24 protein-coding genes are annotated in these 24,311 nt (G+C 57.7%); 19 read left to right on the top strand and 5 right to left on the bottom strand.

Annotation, left to right across the window (positions count from 1 at the left end; all coding sequences use genetic code 11):
- Nucleotides 1-2: 2 nt before the first annotated feature.
- A complete protein-coding gene (fabI, locus tag RRU01S_RS09740) occupies nucleotides 3-809 on the top strand; it encodes an enoyl-ACP reductase FabI (protein ID WP_045230085.1) in 807 nt (268 codons plus the stop codon).
- A gap of 59 nt (nucleotides 810-868) precedes the next feature.
- Here fabI and RRU01S_RS09735 read toward each other — a convergent pair whose 3' ends face one another.
- Both RRU01S_RS09735 and RRU01S_RS09730 read right to left on the bottom strand, forming a co-directional pair.
- Complete coding sequence (locus tag RRU01S_RS09735; protein ID WP_045230227.1) at nucleotides 869-1,735, bottom strand: amidohydrolase family protein; 867 nt, start codon at nucleotides 1,733-1,735, stop codon at nucleotides 869-871.
- Between the two features lie 40 nt (nucleotides 1,736-1,775).
- The gene (locus RRU01S_RS09730) at nucleotides 1,776-2,537 is read right to left on the bottom strand and encodes a FadR/GntR family transcriptional regulator (RefSeq protein ID WP_045230084.1); all 762 of its coding nucleotides are present in this window, start codon (nucleotides 2,535-2,537) and stop codon (nucleotides 1,776-1,778) included.
- A 283-nt stretch (nucleotides 2,538-2,820) separates the two neighbouring features.
- On the opposite strand from RRU01S_RS09730, the gene RRU01S_RS09725 reads away from it, so the two are divergent.
- On the top strand, nucleotides 2,821-3,405 hold the full coding sequence (locus RRU01S_RS09725) for a TadE/TadG family type IV pilus assembly protein (RefSeq protein WP_045230083.1): 585 nt from the start codon (nucleotides 2,821-2,823) through the stop codon (nucleotides 3,403-3,405).
- Nucleotides 3,406-3,415: 10 nt separating this feature from the next.
- Nucleotides 3,416-3,997 (top strand): TadE/TadG family type IV pilus assembly protein, encoded by a 582-nt coding sequence (locus RRU01S_RS09720; protein WP_420885047.1) that lies wholly within the window; start codon nucleotides 3,416-3,418, stop codon nucleotides 3,995-3,997.
- 82 nt (nucleotides 3,998-4,079) lie between these two features.
- Here the strand turns inward: RRU01S_RS09720 and RRU01S_RS09715 are convergent, their stop codons facing one another.
- Nucleotides 4,080-5,408 carry an MFS transporter gene (locus RRU01S_RS09715; protein WP_045230082.1) on the bottom strand — a complete coding sequence of 443 codons (1,329 nt, stop codon included), beginning with the start codon at nucleotides 5,406-5,408 and terminating at the stop codon, nucleotides 4,080-4,082.
- A 318-nt stretch (nucleotides 5,409-5,726) separates the two neighbouring features.
- On the opposite strand from RRU01S_RS09715, the gene cyoA reads away from it, so the two are divergent.
- The 8 genes from cyoA (at nucleotide 5,727) to upp (ending at nucleotide 13,943) form a co-directional block, all read left to right on the top strand.
- A complete protein-coding gene (gene cyoA, locus RRU01S_RS09710) occupies nucleotides 5,727-6,815 on the top strand; it encodes a ubiquinol oxidase subunit II (protein ID WP_045230225.1) in 1,089 nt (362 codons plus the stop codon).
- 138 nt (nucleotides 6,816-6,953) lie between these two features.
- Nucleotides 6,954-8,957 (top strand): cytochrome o ubiquinol oxidase subunit I, encoded by a 2,004-nt coding sequence (gene cyoB, locus RRU01S_RS09705; RefSeq protein WP_045230081.1) that lies wholly within the window; start codon nucleotides 6,954-6,956, stop codon nucleotides 8,955-8,957.
- Nucleotides 8,958-8,961: 4 nt separating this feature from the next.
- Entirely contained in the window at nucleotides 8,962-9,588 is a 627-nt protein-coding gene (gene cyoC / locus RRU01S_RS09700; RefSeq protein WP_045230080.1) for a cytochrome o ubiquinol oxidase subunit III, read from the top strand.
- Complete coding sequence (cyoD, locus tag RRU01S_RS09695; protein ID WP_045230079.1) at nucleotides 9,588-10,004, top strand: cytochrome o ubiquinol oxidase subunit IV; 417 nt, start codon at nucleotides 9,588-9,590, stop codon at nucleotides 10,002-10,004. The genes cyoC and cyoD overlap by 1 nt, the downstream gene beginning before the upstream one ends.
- 123 nt (nucleotides 10,005-10,127) lie before the next feature.
- Nucleotides 10,128-10,919, top strand: coding sequence for an SURF1 family protein (locus tag RRU01S_RS09690; protein ID WP_045230078.1), 792 nt, complete (start codon nucleotides 10,128-10,130; stop codon nucleotides 10,917-10,919).
- An 86-nt stretch (nucleotides 10,920-11,005) separates the two neighbouring features.
- Entirely contained in the window at nucleotides 11,006-12,226 is a 1,221-nt protein-coding gene (locus tag RRU01S_RS09685; RefSeq protein WP_045230077.1) for a phosphopentomutase, read from the top strand.
- Complete coding sequence (locus RRU01S_RS09680) at nucleotides 12,223-13,212, top strand: adenosine deaminase (protein WP_045230076.1); 990 nt, start codon at nucleotides 12,223-12,225, stop codon at nucleotides 13,210-13,212. The genes RRU01S_RS09685 and RRU01S_RS09680 overlap by 4 nt, the downstream gene beginning before the upstream one ends.
- A 101-nt stretch (nucleotides 13,213-13,313) precedes the next feature.
- Nucleotides 13,314-13,943, top strand: a complete 630-nt coding sequence (upp, locus tag RRU01S_RS09675) for a uracil phosphoribosyltransferase (protein WP_045230075.1) — start codon at nucleotides 13,314-13,316, stop codon at nucleotides 13,941-13,943.
- Between the two features lie 52 nt (nucleotides 13,944-13,995).
- Here the strand turns inward: upp and RRU01S_RS09670 are convergent, their stop codons facing one another.
- Nucleotides 13,996-15,492, bottom strand: coding sequence for a CoA-acylating methylmalonate-semialdehyde dehydrogenase (locus RRU01S_RS09670; RefSeq protein ID WP_045230074.1), 1,497 nt, complete (start codon nucleotides 15,490-15,492; stop codon nucleotides 13,996-13,998).
- Nucleotides 15,493-15,640: 148 nt separating this feature from the next.
- Here RRU01S_RS09670 and RRU01S_RS09665 point away from each other — a divergent pair, with 148 nt between their 5' ends.
- The 8 genes from RRU01S_RS09665 to pncB all read left to right on the top strand — a co-directional run bounded on the left by RRU01S_RS09665 (nucleotide 15,641) and on the right by pncB (nucleotide 22,852).
- Complete coding sequence (locus tag RRU01S_RS09665; protein WP_045230073.1) at nucleotides 15,641-15,955, top strand: putative quinol monooxygenase; 315 nt, start codon at nucleotides 15,641-15,643, stop codon at nucleotides 15,953-15,955.
- Nucleotides 15,952-16,836 (top strand): LysR family transcriptional regulator, encoded by an 885-nt coding sequence (locus RRU01S_RS09660; RefSeq protein WP_045230072.1) that lies wholly within the window; start codon nucleotides 15,952-15,954, stop codon nucleotides 16,834-16,836. The genes RRU01S_RS09665 and RRU01S_RS09660 overlap by 4 nt, the downstream gene beginning before the upstream one ends.
- Before the next feature lie 130 nt (nucleotides 16,837-16,966).
- Nucleotides 16,967-17,896, top strand: coding sequence for a DMT family transporter (locus RRU01S_RS09655; protein ID WP_045230071.1), 930 nt, complete (start codon nucleotides 16,967-16,969; stop codon nucleotides 17,894-17,896).
- Between the two features lie 362 nt (nucleotides 17,897-18,258).
- Nucleotides 18,259-19,365: a DUF475 domain-containing protein gene (locus RRU01S_RS09650; RefSeq protein WP_045230070.1), complete on the top strand. Its 1,107-nt coding sequence runs from the start codon at nucleotides 18,259-18,261 to the stop codon at nucleotides 19,363-19,365.
- A 337-nt stretch (nucleotides 19,366-19,702) separates the two neighbouring features.
- Nucleotides 19,703-20,047, top strand: a complete 345-nt coding sequence (locus RRU01S_RS09645; protein ID WP_045230224.1) for a MarR family transcriptional regulator — start codon at nucleotides 19,703-19,705, stop codon at nucleotides 20,045-20,047.
- Between the two features lie 18 nt (nucleotides 20,048-20,065).
- Nucleotides 20,066-20,926, top strand: a complete 861-nt coding sequence (locus RRU01S_RS09640; protein WP_045230223.1) for a C40 family peptidase — start codon at nucleotides 20,066-20,068, stop codon at nucleotides 20,924-20,926.
- 90 nt (nucleotides 20,927-21,016) lie between these two features.
- Complete coding sequence (locus RRU01S_RS09635) at nucleotides 21,017-21,376, top strand: hypothetical protein (protein ID WP_045230069.1); 360 nt, start codon at nucleotides 21,017-21,019, stop codon at nucleotides 21,374-21,376.
- Between the two features lie 171 nt (nucleotides 21,377-21,547).
- Nucleotides 21,548-22,852: a nicotinate phosphoribosyltransferase gene (gene pncB, locus RRU01S_RS09630; RefSeq protein ID WP_045230068.1), complete on the top strand. Its 1,305-nt coding sequence runs from the start codon at nucleotides 21,548-21,550 to the stop codon at nucleotides 22,850-22,852.
- 33 nt (nucleotides 22,853-22,885) lie between these two features.
- On the opposite strand, the gene RRU01S_RS09625 is transcribed toward pncB, so the two are convergent.
- Complete coding sequence (locus RRU01S_RS09625; RefSeq protein WP_045230067.1) at nucleotides 22,886-24,283, bottom strand: leucyl aminopeptidase family protein; 1,398 nt, start codon at nucleotides 24,281-24,283, stop codon at nucleotides 22,886-22,888.
- Nucleotides 24,284-24,311: the final 28 nt, after the last annotated feature.

The following is a 24,311-nucleotide window of genomic DNA, read 5'->3' as shown; positions in this document are numbered from 1 at the left end:
CCATGAACGGCATCATGCAGGGAAAGCGCGGCCTCATCATGGGTGTCGCAAACAACCACTCCATCGCCTGGGGTATCGCCAAGGCGGTGGCGGCTCAGGGCGCGGAACTGGCCTTCACCTATCAGGGCGAAGCGCTGGGCAAGCGTGTGAAGCCGCTGGCCGCTGAAGTCGGCTCTGACTTCATCGTGCCCTGCGACGTGGAAGACATCGCCTCGGTGGATGCCCTGTTCGAGACGGTGCGTGAACGCTGGGGCTCCCTGGATTTCGTCGTCCACGCCATTGGTTTTTCCGACAAGAACGAGCTGAAAGGCCTCTACGCCAACACCACGCGCGAAAATTTCAGTCGCACGATGGTCATTTCCTGCTTCTCCTTCACAGAAATTGCCAAGCGTGCCGCCGAACTGATGACCGATGGCGGATCGATGCTGACGCTGACCTATAATGGCTCTCAGCGTGTGATCCCCAACTACAACGTTATGGGCGTCGCCAAGGCGGCTCTCGAAGCTTCCGTGCGCTATCTGGCGGCTGATTATGGTCCGAAGGGCATCCGCGTCAACGCCATTTCCGCAGGTCCGGTTCGCACGCTTGCCGGTGCCGGTATTTCGGATGCGCGCGCCATATTCTCGTGGAACCAGAAGAACGCACCGATGCGCCGCACGCCCGATATCGAAGACATCGGTGGTTCCGCGCTCTATCTTCTGTCAAACCTGTCGCGCGGTGTCACGGGCGAATGTCACTATGTCGACGGCGGTTTCAACATCACCTCGATCCCGACGCTTGAAGTGCTTTATACTGCTGACAGTGAGTAAGGTGAAACGCCGATACAATGAAAAAAAGCCCGGTCACGCCGGGCTTTTCATCTTCGCGCTCAAACCGGGTCGAAACCGAACAACTCTTCCGGGTTCGTCACCAGCGCCTTTTTGCGCGCTTCGTCTGACGGCAGCCAGGACAGAACCGTGTCCAGCAAGTCCGCATCGTCAGGGTATGCTTCTGTCGTCTTGGCATTGTTGTGGGGCCAGTTGGTGCCCCAGATGATGCGGTCTGGTGCGTAGTCGGCGATGACGCGGGCCACCGCTGCGATATCTTCGAAGTCAGGTCCACCCGAACGACTGGATTCGTAACATCCAGCAAATTTGAACCAGCAATTGCCCTTGTCGATCAGCCGTTTCAATGCTGCCACCTGCGGACTATCAGGCGTGACGCCTGCGAAGAACTTACCGTGGTGATCGAAAATCCAGCGGCTCTTGATGGCTGCCAGGCGCTCCCCGTGGTCGAGAATGTGGGAGCCATCGAACTGAACAGCGACGCACCACCCGAGTTCCTGCGCGATACTGTCGATCTCCTCCAGATGGGTGAGATCGACGGCACCGCCCGGCAAATCCATGATGCGCGCGCCGACGACGCCGACATCGATCAGCTCCTGGATCTCGTCGAGCGGGGTATCCCGGGTGACGACTGCGACACCTTTCGCCACATCTCCCATCGCCCGCAGGCTAGCCATCAGGTTGCCGTTATCGCGCTGGTGGGCATTGCCCTGGGTGATGACGACGCGGTCGATGCCGATCCATTTCATCAGGCGGCGATATTCGTCAGGTCCCGGCGTTCCCTCGGGCAACTGCGGGCCGCCTTCCAACGCGGGAAAGTCTGGCAGATACATGTGCATCTGTGTGTCGATGGCACCCTTGGGCATCACCATACGGGGCTTGTCGCCCTCAAATGTTCTGACGATCGTCATGAAAACCCTTTCGGTCTGGATGCGCAAACGGGGATGAAGACTAACGGTCGCCCTGGCGCAGCATGGCGCGGTAGCGTTGCTGGCTTCCCTTCAGGTGCTGGCGCATAGCCTCGCGGGCCGCCGCGGCGTCACCATCGGAAATGGCATGGACGATCGTGTCATGCTCGTTTTGAAGTTGCTGTAGATAAGGTGCTGCGGCCTTCTCCGACTGGGAGGCACGAAGGGCGGCTCGTGGGATGACATTCTGGCCCATCACTTCCAGAAACTCGCGAAAGCGTGGATTGTTGGTGGCGTCAGCTATGGCAAGATGAAGCTTGAAATCCGCCTCCGCGGTCGGGCTGCCCGCATCGATGCAGGCCTGCACCGACGACAGACAGCGGATGATTGCTTCTTCCTGCGCGGGCGATCGGCGAACGGCAGCGAGTTCGGCGGCTTCCGTTTCGACGGCGGCACGCAGTTCCAGCAGTTCGATGATGGAGGAGATGCGATCATGATCGACATCCTGAAACGGCTGTGGCTGTTGCGTGGGCAGCGCCAGCACGAAGATGCCCGCCCCATGACGCGCCTCCACCAGTTTGTCTGCTCGCAGGGCGGCAACGGCTTCTCGCACGACGGTGCGGCTGACTTTGTAAAGCTCCGTCAGCCCTGCCTCGCTGGGCAGCTTGTCTCCCGGCTTATACTGGCCAGACAGAATGGTCTGGCGCAGTGCATCTGCGGTCTGGCTGACGAGCGAGCCGCCTGAGCGACCGCTGGACGACTTCTCTTTCGCGCCGCCATCGACGGTTTCATTGAGGCTGGCCAATATTCTCTCCGAGGCAATAGGGGAGACCTCACACGCTGGCATTGTCTCCGGTCAAACTTTCTATTGCGCAAATATCCCGTAATTGGTCGGCAATGGCAATATTTATATTATTTCCTAAATCACTGATATGATGTCCAAGGCGCGGGTCGGCATTAAAAAATCATACGATATTGGAAATGCGAGGGTTTCGCGCAACAAAATTTAAACGAAGCCACCATACACTTCATCGGCACAAAGCTTTCGGGCAGACATGCTTTCCCGTCATGAAGATTGTAAAAGCGCGATGCAGGCATTGTCTCCAAAATTGTTACTGGCCAGACGATTTGCGCGTTCCCGCGAAGGTGCAGCAGCCATCGAGTTTGCCATTCTCGCGCTTCCCTATTTTCTCGTCGTCTTTGCGATTATTGAAACCTTTCTGGCGATGATGGGTGAGCAACTGGTAACGAATGCAACGGACCGGTTGGCGCGTCAGCTGCGAACGGGCCAGATTTCCAGCACCATCAGTCAGGAAGACTTCAGAAAGCTGTTTTGTGCCGAAGTGTCGATCCTGATCACCTGCTCGACAGATGAGATCAAGAAGCCGGAAAAGCTCTATATCGATTTGCGCAGCTTCAACACCTTCGCCGATATTCCCAAAACAATCCCGTTGACGCCGAACGGCCAGTTTTTCGATCTCGATACGTCCACATTCAAGTTTTCACCGGGTGGGCCAAGCACCATCAATATGTTGCGTGTCTATTACCGTTGGCAGGTGGTGGCCGATATCGTGCGGCCTTATCTGACCAACATTCGCCCGAAAGACGGGTCCATGCCGTCCCATTTTCTGATCGTCGCAACAGATGCGTTCCGCAATGAAGCGTACCAGTGAGCGCGACACGATGATGAGACAGACAAAACACACGTTGCGCGGGATTGGCCGGATATTCACGCGGTTGAAGCATGATCGCCAGGGCGTGGGCGCGGTGGAATTCGCCATTATCTTCCCGGTTCTCCTGGCGCTTTATATCACGGCATTCGAACTGACGATCGGCTTCAGCGTCTATAAGCGCGCCACGCACGCAGCCGGCACCATCGCCGACCTCGTGTCGCAGCAGGTGACCGTTAATAAAGCGTACTTGAGGACCATGCCCGATGTGGCCTCGGCGATTTTCGTTCCCTATGCCACGACCGGGCTGGATTTGAAGATCAGCGGCATCCAGGTCGATGCCAACAGGGTGGCAAAGATAAGCTGGTCGTGGAGCCAGAGCAACAAGCCACCCTATCCCGCCAATTCCGTCGCGACGATCCCGGATAATCTGCGGCAGCCCAATGCGTTTCTCATCCACGCCGAACTGACGATCCCTCATACGCTCCTGATGTTCATGTCGAACACGGCGCCAAGCATGAGACAGATTACCATCGGCAGAGATTACTACTTTGCCAAGCGCGAAGAGACGCCAATCATCTGCAGCGATTGCTGAATTCAGCCTAGGGACAAGTCTGATCAAAAACAATGCCGCGAGATCATCGATCCCGCGGCATTGTTGTTCATTCATGCCTGATTTATTCCGACGGCATATCCAGCACGCGGCTGAAATACAGCGCCACGATGGTGCACAGGGCACCCGACAGAAGATAGATGCCGACCGCAAACAGCCCGAACTTCGACGAGAAGCCCAGCGCAACCAGCGGCGCAAAACCTGCACCGATCAACCATGAGATATCGGAGGTAAGCGACGCGCCGGTGTAGCGATATTCGCGGGTGAAACGCGATGCCAGGGCACCGCCCGACTGTCCGAAAGACAGGCCAAGCAGGGCAAAGCCGATCACGACGAAGAGATAGCGGCCGATATCGCCCGATGCCAGGAGGACAGGGGCGATGAAGCTGAAGATCGCGATCAGGGCAGCGGCGATCCCGATCAGCTTGCGGCGACCGATCTTGTCGGACACGACACCTGATACGACGATCATACCGCCCGCGATGATGGCGCTGACGAATTGCACGAACAGGAAGTCGGAGACGCGCTGCGTCGTATTGAGCGACACCCAGCTGAGCGGAAACACGGTGACGAGATGGAACAGCGCAAAGCTCGCTAAGGGCACGAAGGCGCCGGTGAAGACGACACGTGACTGGTTGCGCAGCATCTCGAACATCGGCTTTGGCTCCAGCTCATGCTGTTGCAGCATGGACTGGAATTCCGGCGTAACAATCATTCGCAGGCGGGCGAAAAGGGCCAGAACGTTGAGCGCCAAGGCGACAAAGAACGGGAAGCGCCAGCCCCAGGCCAGAAATTCCGGGTTGGAAAGCTGGGTGGTGAAGATGATGAAGAAGGCGCTCGCCAGACCAAAGCCCATGGCAGCACCCAGCTGTGGCATCATCGCATACCAGCCGCGCTGCTTTTCCGGCGCGTTCATCGCCAGAAGCGAGACCAGACCATCCCAGGCGCCGCCAAGACCAAGACCTTGGCCTATACGGAAAACAGCCAGCAGCAGAGGCGCAATCATGCCTGCATCGGCGTAGGATGGCAGGAAGCTGATCGCCATCGTGGAGCCACAGAGCGTGAACAACGCTGCCGTCAGCTTGACGGCACGTCCGAATTTACGGTCGATCTGCAGAAACAGGAGAGAGCCGATGGGGCGGGCGATGAAGGCCAGCGAAAACACGGCGAAGGAATAGAGGGTGGCGGTGAGGGGGTCGACGAAGGAAAAGAAGACGTGAGGGAAAACGAGGGCAGACGCAATGGCATAGACGAAGAAGTCGAAGAACTCCGTCATTCTGGCCAGAATGACCGCAATCGTAATGCGATCGGGGTCGACAGCGACGGGCGCGCCCGGCTGGCCGTTCGGTCCGTTGTTGGGTGAGTAGGACGAGGCCGTATCGGTATAACTCATAAAAATTCCCTCCTGCGTATGGGCAAGCCATGACCATAACAACCGGCGCTCCTCTTTCGCCGACGTTATGCGACGGATTGTCACACAGGGGTTCAAAGGCGTCAATTGAAGAATATCAGGAAGGGCTTGCCCACATGCCATCGTATGAGATAATGCGTCACTTTCCACCTTTCGGTTTCTCTTTTCCGCATGCCGCGATAACCGCGGCTAAAATGTTATGTTGCACCGCGACAAACTACCTCATGTCCTTTATGACGTTTGGCAATTATACCGCGGCCATATGAAAAACAGTACGAGTCCCAAAACGTGCGCACCCTTATGAAAAAGTCCTCCGCCCTTCTGGCCCTGTCGTCTGTGCTCCTGCTCAGCGGCTGCGATCTCGTCGTGATGAATCCTTCGGGGGACGTTGCCGTCCAGCAGCGCGACCTCATCATCACCTCAACGGTTTTGATGCTCCTCATCATCGTCCCGGTTCTGGCTCTCACGCTGTTCTTTGCGTGGAAGTACCGCGCATCCGCCAAGGCCGAAGATTACGATCCGGAATGGCACCACTCCACGCGTCTTGAAATGGTCATCTGGTCGGCTCCGGTCGCGATCATTCTGATGCTGGGCACCGTGACGTGGATTTCGACGCACCGTCTCGATCCCTACCGCCCCATCGAACGCATCGATCAGGACCGCCAGGTCACCGCCGACATGAAGCCGATCACGGTCGAAGTCGTGGCGATGGACTGGAAGTGGCTGTTCTTCTATCCGGAACTGGGCATTGGCAGCGTCAACGAATTTGCCGCACCCGTCGATGTTCCCATCAACTTCAAGATCACCGGCACCACGGCGATGAACTCGTTCTTCGTGCCAGCGCTCGCCGGCCAGATCTACGCCATGGGCGGCATGCAGACCAAGCTTCACGCTGTGATCAACAAGGAAGGCGTCTATGACGGCTTCTCCGCCAACTTCTCCGGTCCCGGCTTCTCGCACATGCGCTTCAAGTTCCATGGCATGAGCCAGGAAGGATTCGACCAGTGGGTTGCCAAGGCAAAAGACGGCGGCAAGGGCTTCGGCCGCATGGAGTATCTCGAATTCGCCAAGCCCAGCGAACGCGAGCCCGTGCAGTATTTCGCCAATGTCGATCCAGAGCTTTACGACGCGATCCTCAACCGTTGCGTCGAGCCCAACAAGCTTTGCATGCGTGACATGATGCACATCGACGCCAATGGCGGCGGCGGCAAGGAAGGCATCGATATCGCCAAGGCACTGAACTCCGTGGTCTGCACACCGCTTTCGCCCTATGGCGTTGCATCGGGTCCACAGTCCGTACCGGCTGCCATCGAAGGCCAGACATTCGAACCGGCTGCTCTTCCTGAAAAGAAGGCGCAACTGCCTTTGGCGGACAAGAGCGCCGGCTGAGCCGAGTGAATGTTTATGCGGCGCAGGTTTGTGCTGCTCTGAGCGCACCGGTGTGATCGATGCGTAGATTCAATGACGTGGGAATGTTCGGTTCGTCCCGGTGGACGAACGGCACTCCGAAAATCGCAAGAGGCTAAAATGGTCGTCAATACCGATCAAACGTCGTTCCTTTTCGGGAAACTGACGTGGGAATCCATCCCCTTCCATGAGCCCATTCTGATCGTGACCTTCGCGGTCGTGGCTCTTGGTGGTGCAGCCGTGCTCGGGCTGCTCACCTATTTCAAGCTCTGGGGATATCTCTGGAAAGAATGGTTTACGAGTATCGATCATAAGAAGATCGGTATCATGTACATCATTCTGGCACTCGTCATGCTGATGCGCGGTTTTGCCGATGCTGTCATGATGCGTCTCCAGCAGGCCATTGCCTCGGGCGGTTCGGAAGGTTACCTGAACCCGCATCACTATGACCAGATTTTCACCGCTCACGGCGTGATCATGATCTTCTTCATGGCGATGCCGATGATCACCGGTTTGATGAACTACGTCATTCCGTTGCAGATCGGCGCACGTGACGTCTCCTTCCCCTTCCTCAACAACTTCTCCTTCTGGATGACCACGGCTGGTGCCGTCATAACCATGATCTCGCTGTTCATCGGTGAATATGCGCAGACGGGTTGGCTGGCCTATCCGCCACTGTCAGGCATCCAGGGAAGCCCGAGCGTCGGCGTCGACTATTACATCTGGGGCTTGCAGATCGCTGGTGTTGGAACGACGCTGTCGGGTATCAACCTGATTGTCACCATCATCAAGATGCGTGCACCCGGCATGACGCTGATGCGCCTGCCGATCTTCGTGTGGACATCGCTGTGTTCCAACATCCTGATCGTGGCGTCCTTCCCGATCCTGACAGGCACGCTCGCTCTGCTCACGCTTGACCGTTACGTTGGTACCAACTTCTTCACCAACGATCTCGGCGGCAACCCGATGATGTATGTCAACCTCATCTGGATCTGGGGCCACCCGGAAGTCTACATTCTCGTGCTGCCTGCCTTCGGCATCTTCTCCGAGATCGTGTCGACCTTCTCTAACAAGCGGTTGTTCGGCTACACGTCGATGGTCTATGCGACTGTCGTCATCACCATCCTGGCCTATGTCGTTTGGTTGCACCACTTCTTCACCATGGGCTCCGGTGCCAGCGTCAATGCGTTCTTCGGCATCACGACGATGATCATCTCGATCCCGACGGGCGCGAAGATCTTCAACTGGCTCTTCACCATGTATAAGGGCCGCATCACCTTCGATGTGCCGATGCTGTGGGCCATGGGCTTCATGATCACCTTCGTCATCGGCGGCATGACGGGCGTTCTGCTCGCCGTTCCCCCTGCCGACTTCGTGCTGCACAACTCGCTGTTCCTGATCGCCCACTTCCACAACACGATCATCGGCGGCGTGGTCTTCGGTGTTCTGGCCGGTATCGCCTACTGGTTCCCGAAGGCCTTCGGTTATCGTCTCGACCCGTTCTGGGGCAAGATGTCCTTCTGGTTCTGGTTCATCGGCTTCTACTTCGCCTTCATGCCGCTCTATATTCTCGGCCTGATGGGTGTGACCCGTCGTCTCAGCCAGTTCGAAGACACCTCGTTGCAGATATGGTTCATTGTCGCTGCCTTCGGTGCGTTCCTGATTGCGCTTGGCATTGCCTCCTTCATCATCCAGCTCGTCGTCAGCTTCCTGCGACGCGAAGAGCTGCGCGATGTCACCGGCGATCCCTTCCATGGCCGTACGCTGGAGTGGTCCACTTCGTCTCCACCGCCTGCCTACAACTTCGCTTTCACGCCGGTCGTGCATGAAATCGATGCCTGGGCGCATATGAAGAAGCACGGTGCCGAACGTCCCGTCGATGGCTTCATCCCCATCCACATGCCGAAGAACACCGGCACAGGCGTCATCATCAGCGCGATCAGCGTGGTCCTCGGCTTTGCACTGGTGTGGCACATCTGGTGGCTGGCAATCGTCTCTCTGGTGGCCATCATCGGTGTCTCCATTGCCCACACCTTCAATTACAATCGCGACTATTACATCCCGGTTTCGGATGTGACGGAAGTCGAAGCAGAACGTACGAAGCTGCTGGCAACTCAGGCGTAACAGAATGTCTCAAGCACCTGCCCAGAGCGCCAATGGCGCGGAAAAGCCGGTCTTCTACCTGAAGGAAGACCACCACCCGGAAAACGGTACATCTATCGGTTTCTGGCTGTATCTGATGAGCGACTGCCTGATCTTCGCAACGCTCTTTGCAACCTATGCCGTCGTCGGTCGCAGCTATGCGGCCGGCCCGTCCGGCGCTGATCTCTTCGATCTGAAACTGGTGGCGATCAACACCGGTTTCCTTCTCTTCTCCTCCATCACCTATGGCTTTGCCATGCTGGAGGCACAGAAGAAGAAGATCAACACGACGCTGATCTGGCTCGCCATCACCGGCCTGTTCGGCCTGGCCTTCCTTGGTCTGGAACTGTACGAGTTCTACCATCTGATCCACGAGGGTGCGACACCGCAGCGTTCGGCGTTCCTGTCCGCATTCTTCGCGCTGGTCGGCACGCACGGTCTGCACGTCACTTTCGGTGTCATCTGGTTGGTGACGCTCATGGTTCAGGTCAAGAAGTTCGGCCTGCATCCTGAAAACATGCGCCGCCTGACCTGCCTGTCCATGTTCTGGCACTTCCTCGACGTGATCTGGATCGGCGTCTTTTCCTTTGTCTATCTGGTTGGAGTTCTGTGATGAGTGCAAACACACACGACCATAGCCACGATCATGGTCATGGGCATGCCCATGGCGACGATCACCACCACGATAGCGGCGAAGATCACGGCTCCTTCAAGAGCTACATGATCGGCTTCATCCTCTCGGTCATCCTGACGGCGATTCCGTTCTGGCTGGTCATGGGCGATGTTCTCGACAACCGCACGACAACCGTCATCGTCATCATGATCTTCGGTGTGATCCAGGTGTTCGTGCACATGATCTACTTCCTGCACATGAACACCAAGTCGCAGGGCGGCTGGACCTTCATGTCGCTGCTGTTCACGCTTGTTGTGGTCATGATCACGCTCGTCGGCTCGCTCTGGGTCATGTACAACATGAACAAGAACATGATGCCGACCATGACCATGGAGCAGATGCGCAACATGCCGTAACCGGCACCGTTGCAACAATATGGTGGCCCGCGCGAAAAGCGGGCCGCTCCTCTCCGAGAGACACAAGACCCCATGAATCGGAGAGCGGATTCATGGGTTTTTTTGTTGAGCGGGAAAGCTCCGATGACCATCCAAAATGAAAACACGCCGCGTAAGGGCATTCGCCCTGCGGCCATCGTCGTCATTCTCATGACGGTTGTGCTGACCGGCTGCCTGCTGGCGCTGGGCACATGGCAGGTGAACCGCTTGGCGTGGAAACGCGAATTGATTGCCAATGTCGAGGAGCGCGCCCACGCCGCCCCTGTGGAAGCACCTTTGGCCAGCGAGTGGCCCACTCTGACCGACCCATCGCAGTACGAATACCGCCGCGTCCATCTGTCCGGCACCTTCCGTCATCAGGATGAGGTTCAGGTCTATACCGTCTCCGATCTCGGCCCCGGCTACTGGGTGCTGACCCCACTGCAACGCGACGATGGCTCCTCTGTCATCGTCAACCGCGGCTTCGTCCCCACCGACAAGCGCGAACCTTCCGCACGTCCGCAAGGCGAAGTCGAAGGCCGCGTCGACGTCGTGGGCTTGATGCGTGCGCCAGAGACGGGCGGCCTTTTCCTGCGCACCAACGATCCGCAGAATGATCGCTGGTATTCGCGCAATATTGTCCAGATCGCCTTGACCAAACAGATCGCAAATGCCGCGCCGTTCTACGTCGATGCGGATGCGACACCCAATCCGGGCGGCCTGCCCATCGGTGGCAAGACCATGCTGACCTTCCCCAACAACCACCTGTCCTATGCCATCACATGGTACATTCTGGCGGGCATGGTCGTTGCTGCGGGCTGGTACGTGACGCGCAATCTGAATGCGCCGAAGACAGCACGCAAGGACGAGCCCACAGGCGTCCACGAGAGTGCTTAAAGAAAGCGTTTCACCTTTTCTCTCGCGGTGATTATATCACTCGTTTGTTATCGCGGCCCTTTGCGCCGCGCTTTTTGTGGTGACGTATGGCACGAGCCTTCCTTCTCGTTCTCGATTCCTTCGGCGTAGGTGGCGCGCCGGATGCTGAAGACTATAGCGATCTTGGTTCGAACACGCTGGGCCATATCGCCGAATTCTGTGCGGCCGGTGCTGCGGATCGTGCGGGCCTGCGCTCCGGGCCGCTAAAATTGCCGAACATGTCGGCGCTTGGCCTTTTGAACATCGCCCAGCTTTCCAGCGGTGAGGCGCCTGCTGGCATGGAGCCGCCGGAACGCATCTATGGCATTCACGGTTGCGCCAGTGAGGTGTCGAAGGGCAAGGACACACCATCTGGCCATTGGGAAATTGCAGGCACGCCGGTTCGGTTCGACTGGGGTTACTTCCCGACGGAAGGCGATGCTTTCTCTCCCGAACTCGTCGCGGCCATTTGCGAGCAGGGTGAAGTGCCGGGCATTCTCGGCAATTGCCATGCATCCGGTACTGAGATCATTGCCCGCTTCGGCGCAGACCATATCCGAACCGGCAAGCCCATCTGTTATACATCCTCGGACTCTGTTTTCCAGATCGCCGCGCATGAACAGCATTTCGGGCTGGAGCGATTGATCGCCTTTTGCCAAACCGTGCGCAAACTGGTCGATCCGCTGAACATCGGTCGCGTCATCGCCCGGCCTTTTACCGGCGAAACCGCCGCGACCTTTGAGCGGACCGGCAACCGCCGCGATTTTTCCGTTCTGCCACCGGAGCCGACTTTGCTCGACCGCCTGGTAGAGAGGGACCGCAAGGTGCTCGCCATCGGCAAGATCGGCGATATCTACGCCCATCAGGGCGTTACCCGCGTTATCAAGGCCAATGGCAATGACGCGCTGATGGATGCGACATTGCAGGCGATGGAAGAGGCCGAAGACGGCGATCTCGTCTTCACCAATTTCGTTGATTTCGACATGATCTATGGCCACCGCCGCGATGTGGCGGGCTATGCCGCGGCACTTGAAGCCTTCGACGCCCGTCTGCCGGAAATTCACCGCAAGATGCAGCCGGGTGATATCGCCATTCTCACAGCTGACCATGGCTGCGACCCGACATGGCGCGGCACGGACCACACCCGCGAGCGCGTGCCGATCATGGCCTTCGGCCCCGGCATTCGTGAACGTAACATTGGTATTCGCTCATCCTTTGCCGATATCGGCGAAAGCATCGCCTCCCATCTCAGCATACCCACGGGCCGCCACGGCAGGAGTTTCATGTGACGTCGCATTTGTTGAAAGCAGAGATACATTGCCATCTGGAAGGTGCAGCTCCACCTGCGCTGGTGGCACAGCAGGCACAGAAATACGGCATAGACAGCAGCGGTTTTTTGCGCGATGGCGCTTACATCTGGACGGATTTTGCTGAATTCATCCGCTGCTATGATGCGGTGGCTCAGGTATTCAAGACGGAAGAAGACTACGCGCTTTTGGCGGAAACCTATCTGGCCGAATTGGCCGGTGAAAACACCATCTACAGCGAACTCATCGTTTCGACCGATCACGGCGACCGCATCGGCTTAGGCGCGGATGCCTATCTCTCTGGGATCGCCGCAGGCATTGCGGCGGCCAAGGAAAAGACCGGCATCGAAGCCCGCATCATCGTGACAGGCGAGCGCCATTTCGGCCCGGAAAGCGTCATTGCCGCTGCGGAATATGCGGCGCGCGTCAAGCACCCGCTAATAACAGGCTTCAACATGGCAGGCGAAGAGCGCATGGGCCGCGTGGCGGATTATGCCCGTGCCTTCGATATTGCCCGTGATGCCGGGCTTGGGCTCACCATCCATGCGGGCGAAGTCTGCGGCGCGTTCAGCGTGGCGGATGCGCTCGATCTCGTCAAACCGCAGCGGATCGGCCATGGCGTGCGCGCCATCGAGGACGATGCACTGGTTGCGCGGCTGGTGGACCTCGGCACGGTGCTGGAGGTTTGCCCCGGTTCCAACATTGCACTCAACGTCTACCCGGATTTTGAAAGCCACCCCTTGAAGCGCCTTCGCGATGCGGGCGTGCGCGTCTGCATCAGTTCGGATGATCCGCCGTTCTTCCACACCTCGCTGGCGCAGGAGTATGAGATCGCCCGCCATGCCTTCGGCTTCAGCGATGCGCAGATCAATGCGATGACCCGTACCTCGATCGAGGCCGCTTTTGTGGATGAGGACACGCGCGCGACCCTGCTTGCCAAGCTGGATGCGCAGTCTGAAGCAGCATAAATCGGGCGGGAACGGAGGTGCAAAATGCGCTTCCGGTCTTGCGAAAGCCGCTCATTCGGTGAAATACAGAGACATCATAGATAAAAGAAAAGGCCAGCTTCATGGACGGCGTCACCGTTATCGCTCATCCCCTCGTGCAGCACAAACTCACCATCATGCGCAAGAAGGAAACGTCGACTGCCGGTTTCCGGCGTCTGCTGCGCGAAATTTCAACCTTGCTGTGTTACGAAGTAACGCGGGATCTGGAAATGACGATGCAGACCATCGAAACGCCGATGCAGACCATCGAGGCGCCCGTGCTGGAAGGCAAGAAACTGGTTTTCGCCTCCATTCTGCGCGCCGGCAATGGTCTTTTAGAGGGAATGCTTGAGCTGGTGCCGTCCGCTCGCGTTTCGCATGTCGGCGTCTATCGTGACCACGATACGCTGGAGGCGGTGGAATACTATTTCAAGGCGCCTGAGAACCTCGATGCCCGCCTTACCATCGTCGTGGACCCCATGCTGGCAACCGGCAATTCCTCGATTGCGGCCGTCGAAAAGCTGAAAGAGCGCGGCGCCAAGAACATGCGTTTCCTGTGCCTGCTTGCCGCACCTGAGGGTATCAAGAACTTCCGCGAAGCACACCCGGATGTGCCCATCTACACCGCTGCCATCGACAGCCATCTCAATGAGCAGGGTTACATCATGCCCGGTCTGGGTGACGCGGGCGATCGCATGTACGGTACGAAATAAACAATAAAAAGCGCCCTCAACGAATTGAGGGCGCCTGGTATCTCAGTCGGTGTTACTTCATCGTCGGCATGACGAATTCCGCACCGCTCTTGATGCCGGAAGGCCAGCGGGCCGTGACCGTCTTGGTCTTCGTCCAGAACTTGATCGAATCCGTGCCGTGCTGGTTGAGATCGCCGAAGCTCGAAGCCTTCCAGCCGCCGAAGGAGTGGTAGGCCAAGGGAACCGGGATCGGCACGTTGATGCCGATCATGCCGATATTGATGCGGCTGGCAAAATCACGGGCGGCATCACCATCGCGGGTGAAGATCGCAACACCGTTGCCATACTCATGCTTCATCGGCAGGTCGAGCGCATCTTCGTAGTTCTTGGCGCGAACGACAGAGAGAACCGGCCCGAAAATTTCCTGCTTGTAGATATCCATGTCGGTAGTCACGTTGTCGAACAGGCAGCCGCCAACGAAATAGCCGTCTTCATAGCCCTGAAGCTTGAAATTGCGGCCATCGACCAGCAGCTTCGCACCCTGTTCCACACCGCTATCGATCAAGCCTTGAACGCGGGTCTGAGCTTCCTTGGTGACCAGCGGACCCATGTCAGCCTTGTCATCGGTATAAGGGCCGATTTTCAGTGCTTCGATCTGTGGAATGAGCTTTTCGACCAGACGGTTCGCCGTCTCTTCGCCCACGGGAACGGCAACGGACACCGCCATGCAGCGCTCGCCAGCGGAACCATAACCGGCACCCATCAAGGCGCTGACGGCCTGATCGAGATCGGCATCCGGCATGATGATCATGTGGTTCTTGGCACCACCGAAGCACTGTGCGCGCTTGCCGTTCATCGCTGCTGTGCCATACACATAGCGGGCGATCGGTGTGGAGCCGACAAACGAGATCGCGCCAATATCCGGGTTGGTCAGAATGCCGTCAACCGCGCTTTTGTCGCCATTGATGACATTGAGGATGCCAGCGGGAAGACCAGCTTCTATCATCAGTTCTGCAAGACGGATCGGGAGCGATGGATCGCGCTCGGAAGGCTTGAGGATGAAGGCGTTGCCGCAGGCAATGGCTGGCGCAAACATCCACATCGGGATCATGCCGGGGAAGTTGAACGGCGTAATGCCAGCGCCGATGCCGACAGGCTGGCGGATGGAATACATATCGATGGCAGGACCCGCACCTTCGGTAAACTCGCCCTTGGAGAGATGCGGAATGCCACAGACGAATTCGCAGACTTCAAGTCCGCGAATGATATCGCCCTTGGAATCCTCGACCGTCTTGCCATGCTCGCTGGAGAGCAGCGTTGCCAGCTCGTCCATGTTCTGGTTGAGCAGCTCAACGAATTTGAAGAACACGCGCGCCCGGCGCTGCGGATTGGTGGCCGCCCACTTCGGCTGCGCAGCCTTGGCGCTTTCAACGGCGGCCAGAATTTCCGCATCGCTTGCCAGAGAAAGCGTTGCCTGCACTTCTCCGGTTGCCGGATTGTAGACATTGGATGTGCGACCGCTGGTACCAGCCACCTGCTTGCCGTCAATGAAATGACCGATCTGTTTCATGGATGTTCCTCCTGATTTTTCTGATGGCAAACCATTGCACTTCAATTTGTACAAATCAATGAGCTGACATAAGAAGCCGTTGTGCGTAAATTAAAGTCCAAGGCTGGACGCTCATGCGTCGATGGATAACCGAACAGAGAGCAAATCGATGAATCAAGACCTTGTCGTCAGAATGGCGGACATCGAAATCGATCCGCTTCATCTGGATGCCTATCGCGAATTGCTGGCCGAGGAAATCGAGGCGTCGGTCCGTCTGGAAGAAGGCGTGATCTCGTTGAATGCTGTTGCAATAAAGGATTGCCCGCAAAAAATCCGTATCCTTGAAATCTACGCCAGCCCTGCGGCCTATGAGGCCCATTTAAAGACGCCACATTTTCTCAAATACAAGGCAGCCACGGCGGCAATGGTGACGTCGCTCACGTTGACCGATGTGGAACCCGTAATTTTGCGTAGCAAGCCATGAACTGGGATGACGTCCGCATCTTCCTTGCTGTTGCGCGCACGGGCCAAATCCTTGCGGCCTCGAAACGTCTCGGCCTGAACCACGCGACATTGTCCCGGCGGCTGACATCCCTGGAGGAAGCACTCAAGACCCGGCTTTTTACCCGCCGCACCAACGGCTGTGAATTGACGGAAGATGGTGGTCGTTTTCTGATATCGGCAGAACGTATGGAAGCCGAGATGCTGGCGGTTCAGGCAAGTCTTGGACGCAGCGATGCCGCGATCAGCGGAACCGTGAGGATCGGTGCCCCTGACGGTTTTGGTGTTTCGTTTCTGGCACCACGCCTCGGCGCGCTGATATCGCTACATCCAGAACTCAAGATCGAGCTTGTTCCGGTGCCCCGCTCTTTTTCGCTGTCTCAGCGCGAAGCGGACATTGCCATAACGATTGAGAGGCCCGAGCAGGGCAGGCTGGTCTTATCCAAACTGACAGATTATTCGCTGGGTCTCTACGCTTCGAAATCCTACCTGAGCGAGAATGGGACGCCTGAAACTGTCGAGGCGCTCAAACTGCATCGCCGGATCGGTTATGTTGAAGATCTCATCTTTTCGCCGTCGTTGAACTACACCGGCGAAATCATGCGCGATTGGAATGCGAGCTTCGAAATATCCAGCGCCATCGGCCAGACCGAGGCCGTGCGCTCTGGTGCGGGCATCGGCATCCTGCACGATTACATTGCCCGCAATGATCAGGACCTCATACGCATCCTGCCCGATGTCATGATCCGCCGGTCCTACTGGACCGCTTTTCATGAAAACGCCCGCCAGCTCGCGCGGGTCAGAACCGTCGTGCAGTTTCTGCAGGACATCGTCACTCGCGAACGGCAGATATTTTCCGCATGAGGTTATTGCGGCAGACGATGTCGCCGTTTTTTCGGGGTAGAACCTGCGTGTGCTCTAAAGTGTGTTTTCGATGGGCTTGACTTGGCGTGGATGCTTGCAGAATCAAGGCTGTCCAGGAGTTTACAAACACATGCCCAAATTTCTCCGCCAGCTGTCACCCACGGGTTTGGGCGTTGCCGTCATGTTGCTTGGCATGCTGTTGTTTGCCTTGAATGATGCAATGGGAAAATGGCTGGTCGCCACCTATAGCCTCGGCCAGGTCGTGTTGTTGCGTAGCGCCGCAGCCATCCTTGTGCTTCTGCCCATTCTGTTGCGGACGGGGTTGCGGAATGTCGTGCGTGTCGAGCGTCCCGTCTTGCAGGCGGCGCGCGTGTTTTTCTCGACGGCTGAACTCTTCTGTTTCTACTTTGCCGTAGCGGCTCTGCCGCTGGCGGATGTCATGACCTATTGGCTGGCAGCCCCCATCTATGTAGCAGCCCTTTCGCCGTTTCTGTTGGGTGAAAAAGTCGGCTGGCGGCGCTGGACGGCGATTGCCATCGGCTTTGTCGGTGTGCTGATCGCTCTTCAGCCCAGCTCCGCGTCGCTCACATCGGCGGCGCTGTTTTCGGTTCTGGGAAGTGCGGCCTTCGCCTTCATGATGCTGTCGGGACGCCAGCTGAGAAACACACCCGACACTGTCCTGGCCTTCTGGCAGGTTGTCGGTGCAGCACTTGCGGGTGCCGTTGCCATTGCCTTGGCACCATCGGGCTGGGTGCCGTTGCACTCCAGCTTCGACCTGTTCCTGCTTGCTCTTCTCGGTATCGTCGCCATGACAGCGCATGTGCTGGTCAATCGCGCGCTCAAGCTTGCCGATGCCGCAACCGTTGCACCGCTGCAATATACGCTGCTGCTATGGGCCGTGGTCTTCGGATGGCTGATTTTCGGCGACATACCGCAGACGAGCATCGTCATCGGTGCCGGGCTGATCGTGCTCGCCGGTCTCTACATCTTTTTTCGCGAAAATGCGCTCAAGCGCAGGCAGGCAAAATCGTTACGTCCGCCGGTAGAGGACCTCGTCTAGGGCAGCGCTGCTGGGCGATCCTTACAGGCACAATGCAACTTTTTGTTTGCAAAAGTGCTGAAATGCGAGCTCGACCTGGAGACGGAAGCCGCAAAAGACAACTTTCACCTTGACGCGATCACGAACTTGAGAGACTAACAAAGGCATTCCCAATCCCCTGACATCGGGACTTGGGAACCGAACTTTGGTGCCGGGCCCCTCTGGCGAGAGTTTTACGGCGCTCTCGCGATGTCGGTACCGCCTGCTTATGACGCCGGCGGATTTAAACCCATGAAAAATCTGACCATGCATTCCATGCGTGCGCTTTGTGCCATGCCTGATCCCCGTTTTCCCGCTCGCCCAGCGCGCAAGGGAGACCTGTGATGACACCGACAACAAAATCCACACTCACCTATTTCAAATGGGCCTTTATCGTCACGGTCGTCGGCCTCATCCTTGGCGGCTATCTCGGCTGGCAGATGACCGGTACCGTCAGCGGTACGGCCACGATCTTCTTCATCTGTGCTGTTCTGGCCGTGCTTGAGATATCGTTGTCCTTCGATAACGCCATCGTCAACGCCAACAAGCTGAAAGACATGACGCCGGAATGGCAGCATCGCTTTCTGACCTGGGGCATTCTCATTGCCGTGTTCGGCATGCGTATCGTCTTCCCGTTGCTCATCGTCGTCATCGCGGCCAATGTCGGTCCGTGGACTGCCATGGTTATGGCCGCGACCGAGCCGGATCGCTATGCGCAGATCATGAAGGACGCGCATCTGCCGATCGCAGCCTTTGGCGGCACCTTCCTGATGATGGTGGGTCTCAGCTTCTTTTTCGACCACGAAAAAGAGGTTCACTGGGTACGCTGGTTCGAAGAGAAGATCGCGACCTATTCCTCCATCAAGGGCATCGAGATCGCCTTCGTTCTCATCGTCATGCTGGTCTTTTCGCGCATCATCGCCGGTAGCGACAATCCAGCACTGGGACCGGAAGCAGCCAATGTCTTCTTCAGTTCTGCGATCTGGGGTCTGCTGACCTTCCTTCTGGTCGAAGTTCTCGGCGGCATTCTGGACCGCAGCCAGCAGGTGCTGGAAGGTGCGGCAAAGGGCGGCTTCGGCGCGTTCCTGTACCTCGAAGTGCTGGATGCCAGCTTCTCCTTCGATGGCGTCATCGGTGCCTTCGCACTGACCTCCAACCTCTTTATCATCGCCATCGGTCTTGGTATCGGTGCCATGTATGTGCGCTCGATGACCATCATGCTGGTCGAAAAGGGAACGCTGGCGGAATACCGCTATCTCGAGCATGGTGCCTTCTATGCCATCCTCATCCTCTCGGTCATCATGTATGTCCAAAGCCTCGTCCACATTCCGGAAGTCATCACCGGTCTAGGCGGCGCGACCCTCATCGGTATCTCGCTGTGGTCGTCGATCCGCTACAACAAGCGCGAACGAGCCCGCGAAACGGCATCCGGCCACGGACCCGTCGCATAAGCTCTATTTTTGGCCTCTTGTCCTTTCAATGGACGAACGGCTTAAATTGAAGCGATTTGCTTATAAGCGATTAAAAATTAAGCCCCGGCATCATCGTGCCGGGGCTTTATCGTTTTTCGATGGCTGAATTTGCTGATGTTTCGATTTGAATTTCAACTGGCATGCTTCATGCATGGTTGTCTTCAAGTCCAGAGGGGACACAAAGCTCTCAAAGAGCTTTCAACTGCCGTCATCACCGACATGCCGTCGGGTTGGCGGCAGTTTTGTTTTTATTCACCGGTTTGCGCGAAGATGCGGGAAAACCGACCGCCTGAAGACCAACCGAACGGAGCCGGACGTGCCTGTCGAATTGTCCCCATCGCAAGCGCTGAGCCTGTGGCACCGGGTTGTGCTGGCGCAAGTTGAAGAGGACGCGCCCGATCTGACCGCGCGGCAGATGGCCATCCTGCTTCACATCTATCTCGTGCCGCCACCGCACACCGTGCGAGGCTTGGCACAGGTACTCGGCGTCACCAAACCCGTCATCACTCGGGCGCTGGACAGTATGGGTGCCATGGGCCTCGTGGAGCGAGAGCGCGACCCTCGCGACCGCCGCAACGTCGTCATAAAAAGAACCGTATCGGGTGCGCTTTATCTGGAAAAATTCGGCGATTTGATTATCGATCAGGCGCGCAAAGCTTAGGGTATGGGACGAAACACGATGACGCTTGCAGACACCAACCTAGACCGCCGCCTGAACGTCTTCAGGGCCGATCTTGCCGATGAGCGGCTGAAGGGCCAGGTCGAGGCAGCGCGTTTCGTCGGCAGCACGCCAGCGCAGGTCACGGTTCCCGTCATCGGTCTGCGCCCCAAACCTGACCCCGCCGCGGGCTTAGACACGGAACTGCTGTTAGGTGAGACGCTGCGCGTTTTCGACCGGGCCGATGGCTGGGCGTGGGTACAAGCCGATGCGGATGGCTATGCGGGGTATTTGCCCGAAACCGCTATCGGCGACATCGTCGCTTCGACCCATCGCATCACCGTGCCGCGCACCTTTCTATATCCTGAGGCAGAACTGCGAAAGCCGCCTGTTGCAACGCTGTCGATGGGCAGTTGCCTGACGTTCGTCGGTGAAGCCGAGACGCGCGGAACGCGTTATCTGATGACCGACAAAGACGAGGGCGTCATCGCATCTCACTGCCTGGAGATCACAAAGACCGGGGAAACCGATTATGTTTCCGTCGCACTTCGTTTTCTGGACACGCCCTATCTCTGGGGCGGACGAACGGGCTTCGGTATCGACTGTTCCGGTCTCGTGCAGCTTTCCATGGCCATGACGGGGAAATCCGTTTTGCGGGACACGGATATGCAGGCGCGTTCGATTGGCAAGGAGATCACGCGTGAAGAATTGCGCCGTGGCGATCTCGTCTTCTGGAAGGGGCATGTCGGCATTATGGAGGATGCGGAAACACTGCTTCACGCCAACGGCCACACCATGACGGTCTCGCGCGAAAATCTTGATGAGGCGATCAAGCGCATCGGTTGGCTCTATGATATGCCGACCGCCTTTCGCCGCCCGTGAGGTTTCACGAAAACGTTTGACCGGTTCGGCTGTTTTGTGGCGCGCGTCATTCTATATACACAGGGATAACATTCACGGCAGGACAGGCATATGGCAAGACCAGCAACAGGCATCGCGGCTTTCATCTTCGCCGGGCTTTCCTTTGCCGTCCCGGCGCATGCCCAGACCGTTTACAAAAACGGCTATCAGCCAGCCCCGGACGCCTATACCAATCTTCCCGGCGTCAAAGATCCCCGCACGCTTCAGCAGAAAGAACGCTACACCTGTTCTTCCACATCGGTCACCTCGAGCTATCCCGATGGCGCTTATCGCGACGTGTTCGGCAGCCGCGGCCTCCCGGTTCAGGGCTACCGCTGTACCGGATCAGCGGGCGTGACCGCTACGGGAACACGCGTCCCCACCTCGAAGGACTGGTATCCCGGCATCAACCCGCCGGCGGTGGATTTTTGATCGTCAGCCAGAACCACCATCGCCCAAACCGGTCTGGACTTGTCGCCGTTTTATCAGATAAGTCTTGTGTCGTGAGCGGATCAGCCTCCTGAGGGCTTTACGCCTTTCGAAATGCGCGGCGATACCGGCCCTTCTTCATGATGGAGCCCGGTGCGGGGGATAGCAGCAGCAATGACGAAGACAGATATCGCGACCCGTGTGCACAACCACACCTGGAAGCTCGACCCCATCATCCGCAGTCTTATCGATACGGATTTCTACAAGCTTCTAATGTTGCAGATGATCTGGAAACTTTATCCAGAGGTCAACGCGACGTTTTCGCTGATCAACCGCACCAAATCCGTCAAGCTGGCCGATGAAATCGACGAGATGGAACTGCGCGAACAGCTGGACCACGCCCGCACATTGCGGCTGTCCAAAAAGGAAAGCATCTGGCTGGCGGGTAACACCTTTTATGGTCGCTCGCAGATTTTCGAGCCGGAATTCCTGTCATGGCTGGATAGCTATCAACTGCCGGAATACGAGCTGTTCAAGCGTGACGGGCAGTATGAGCTGAATTTCCACGGCCGCTGGATGGACACCACGCTGTGGGAAATTCCAGCGCTTGCCATCATCAATGAGCTGCGCTCGCGCAGTGCCATGCGCTCCATGGGTTACTTCACGCTGGATGTGCTCTACGCCCGCGCCAAAGCCAAGATGTGGGAAAAGGTGGAGCGCCTGCGCGAACTGCCGGGCTTGCGTATCTCCGATTTCGGCACCCGTCGCCGTCACAGCTTTTTGTGGCAGCGCTGGTGCGTTGAAGCCCTGAAGGAAGGCATCGGCCCGGCCTTTACCGGCACCAGCAACGTTTTGCTGGCGATGGATTCCGATCTCGAAGCTGTCGGAACCAATGCGCACGAACTGCCGATGGTGGTCGCTGCCTTGGCGCAGAACAACGAGGAATTGGCGGCTGCTCCCTATCAGGTTATGAAGGACTGGAACCGGCTCTATGGCGGCAATCTGCTGATCGTTCTGCCGGATGCTTTCGGCACCGCCGCCTTCCTGCGCAACGCGCCGGAATGGGTGGCAGACTGGACCGGCTTCCGGCCAGACAGCGCGCCTCCCATCGAAGGTGGTGAGAAGATCATCGACTGGTGGCAAAAAATGGATCGCGACCCGAAGAAGAAGCTTTTGATCTTTTCGGATGGTCTGGATGTCGACGCCATCATCGACACCTACAAGCACTTCGAGGGGCGGGTGCGCATGAGCTTTGGCTGGGGCACGAACCTGACGAACGACTTCGCCGGTTGCGCGCCCAAAACCATCGAAAGCTTGAAGCCCATCTCGGTCGTCTGCAAGGTTATCGATGCCAATGGCCGCCCGGCGGTCAAGCTTTCCGACAATCCGCAAAAGGCGACAGGCGAGCCGGACGAGGTTCAGCGCTATCTGAAGTTCTTCGGTCAGGAAGACCGCAAGGAACAGGTCGTGCGCGTGTAAGGCGAGGGCGGTTTTCCGCCCCCGCTTCTTTTCTTACTTCTTGGCGAAGGTGCGCGAGATGTAGTGGAACAGCGCACGAATAGCCTGCGCTTCGCCACCGATGGACGAATGCGGACGCTCGCTGAGCGACCACCCGTAAATATCGAAATGCGCCCATTTCTTCGTCTGCGTCACGAAACGCTTGAGGAAGAGGGCCGCGGTTATCGATCCGGCCATGCCACCGGCAGGCGCGTTGGTGATGTCGGCTGCGCGTGAGCGGATATCCTTGTCGTAGCCCATATAGAGTGGCAGACGCCACAATGGGTCGTCCACATCCATGCTGGCATCGGAAATGCTGTGGGCAAGATCCTCGTCATCGGTGAAGAAGGGAGGCACGTCGGGCCCGAGCGCCACGCGAGCCGCACCCGTCAGCGTCGCCATGTCGATCATCAAGTCAGGGGCATCTTCATCCGCATAGGCCAGCGCGTCGGCCAGAACCAGGCGGCCCTCGGCGTCGGTGTTGTCGATCTGGACCGTCAGCCCCTTGCGGCTCTGGTAGATATCGCCCGGACGGAATGCGTTGGCGGAAATGGAATTTTCCACCGCAGGCACGATGACGCGCAGCTCGATGGGCAGGCGCGCATCCATGATCATCAGCGCCAGACCCAGCACATTGGCCGCACCACCCATATCCTTCTTCATCAAGGCCATGGAAGAGGACGGCTTGATGTCGAGGCCGCCGGTGTCGAAGCACACGCCCTTGCCGACCAGCGTCAGGCGCGGATTGCCTTTCTTGCCCCATGTCATTTCCAAAAGACGCGGCGCGCTTTCGCTGGCACGACCGACGGCATGGACCAGCGGGAAGTTTTCCTTCAGCAGGTCCTCGCCGGTCACGACGGAAACCTGTGCTTTGTAATGGGCGGCAAGGCTGCGGAAGGCGATTTCCAGCTCGTCCGGTCCCATATCGTTGGCAGGCACGTTGATGAGGTCGCGCGCCAGATAGACACCCGCCAGAATGCGCTTGATCTCGGCATCCTCAGCATCGCGCGGGATCAGAAGCTTTGCACCATTGCTTTTGACGGTGCGGTATTTGTCGAAGCGATAGGCACCGAGGCCAAAGCCCAGCATCAGTCGGTTGACCGTCAGCGGTGCCGTCTCGATGTGCCAGTCGCCTTCCGGCAGCTCCCGTGCCAGCTTGCCGGTGATGAAGGGCAGTTCGGATGGGTTGGTGCCGAGACCCAAAAGCGCGCCACCAAGTGCCCCTTCTGCGGAAGGAATGAGAAGAAGTGCACCCGCATCTGCCTTGAAGCCAGCTTTCTGCGCCCAATCCAGAGCAATCGGATCGATCGCACCCTGTTCGATATGGGCGGGGGTCACGGCAAAAACCGGCAGCGTCTTGCCCGCTTTGGAACTGAAAGGCGTGGTGCGTTCGATAAATTGATAGGGAGGCATTGGCTGCTTTCGTAAAGGTATGGAATCG

Origin of the sequence: Agrobacterium rubi TR3 = NBRC 13261 (assembly GCF_000739935.1) — a bacterium.
Lineage (GTDB): Bacteria > Pseudomonadota > Alphaproteobacteria > Rhizobiales > Rhizobiaceae > Agrobacterium > Agrobacterium rubi.
This window is presented reverse-complemented; position numbering and strand designations above follow the sequence as displayed.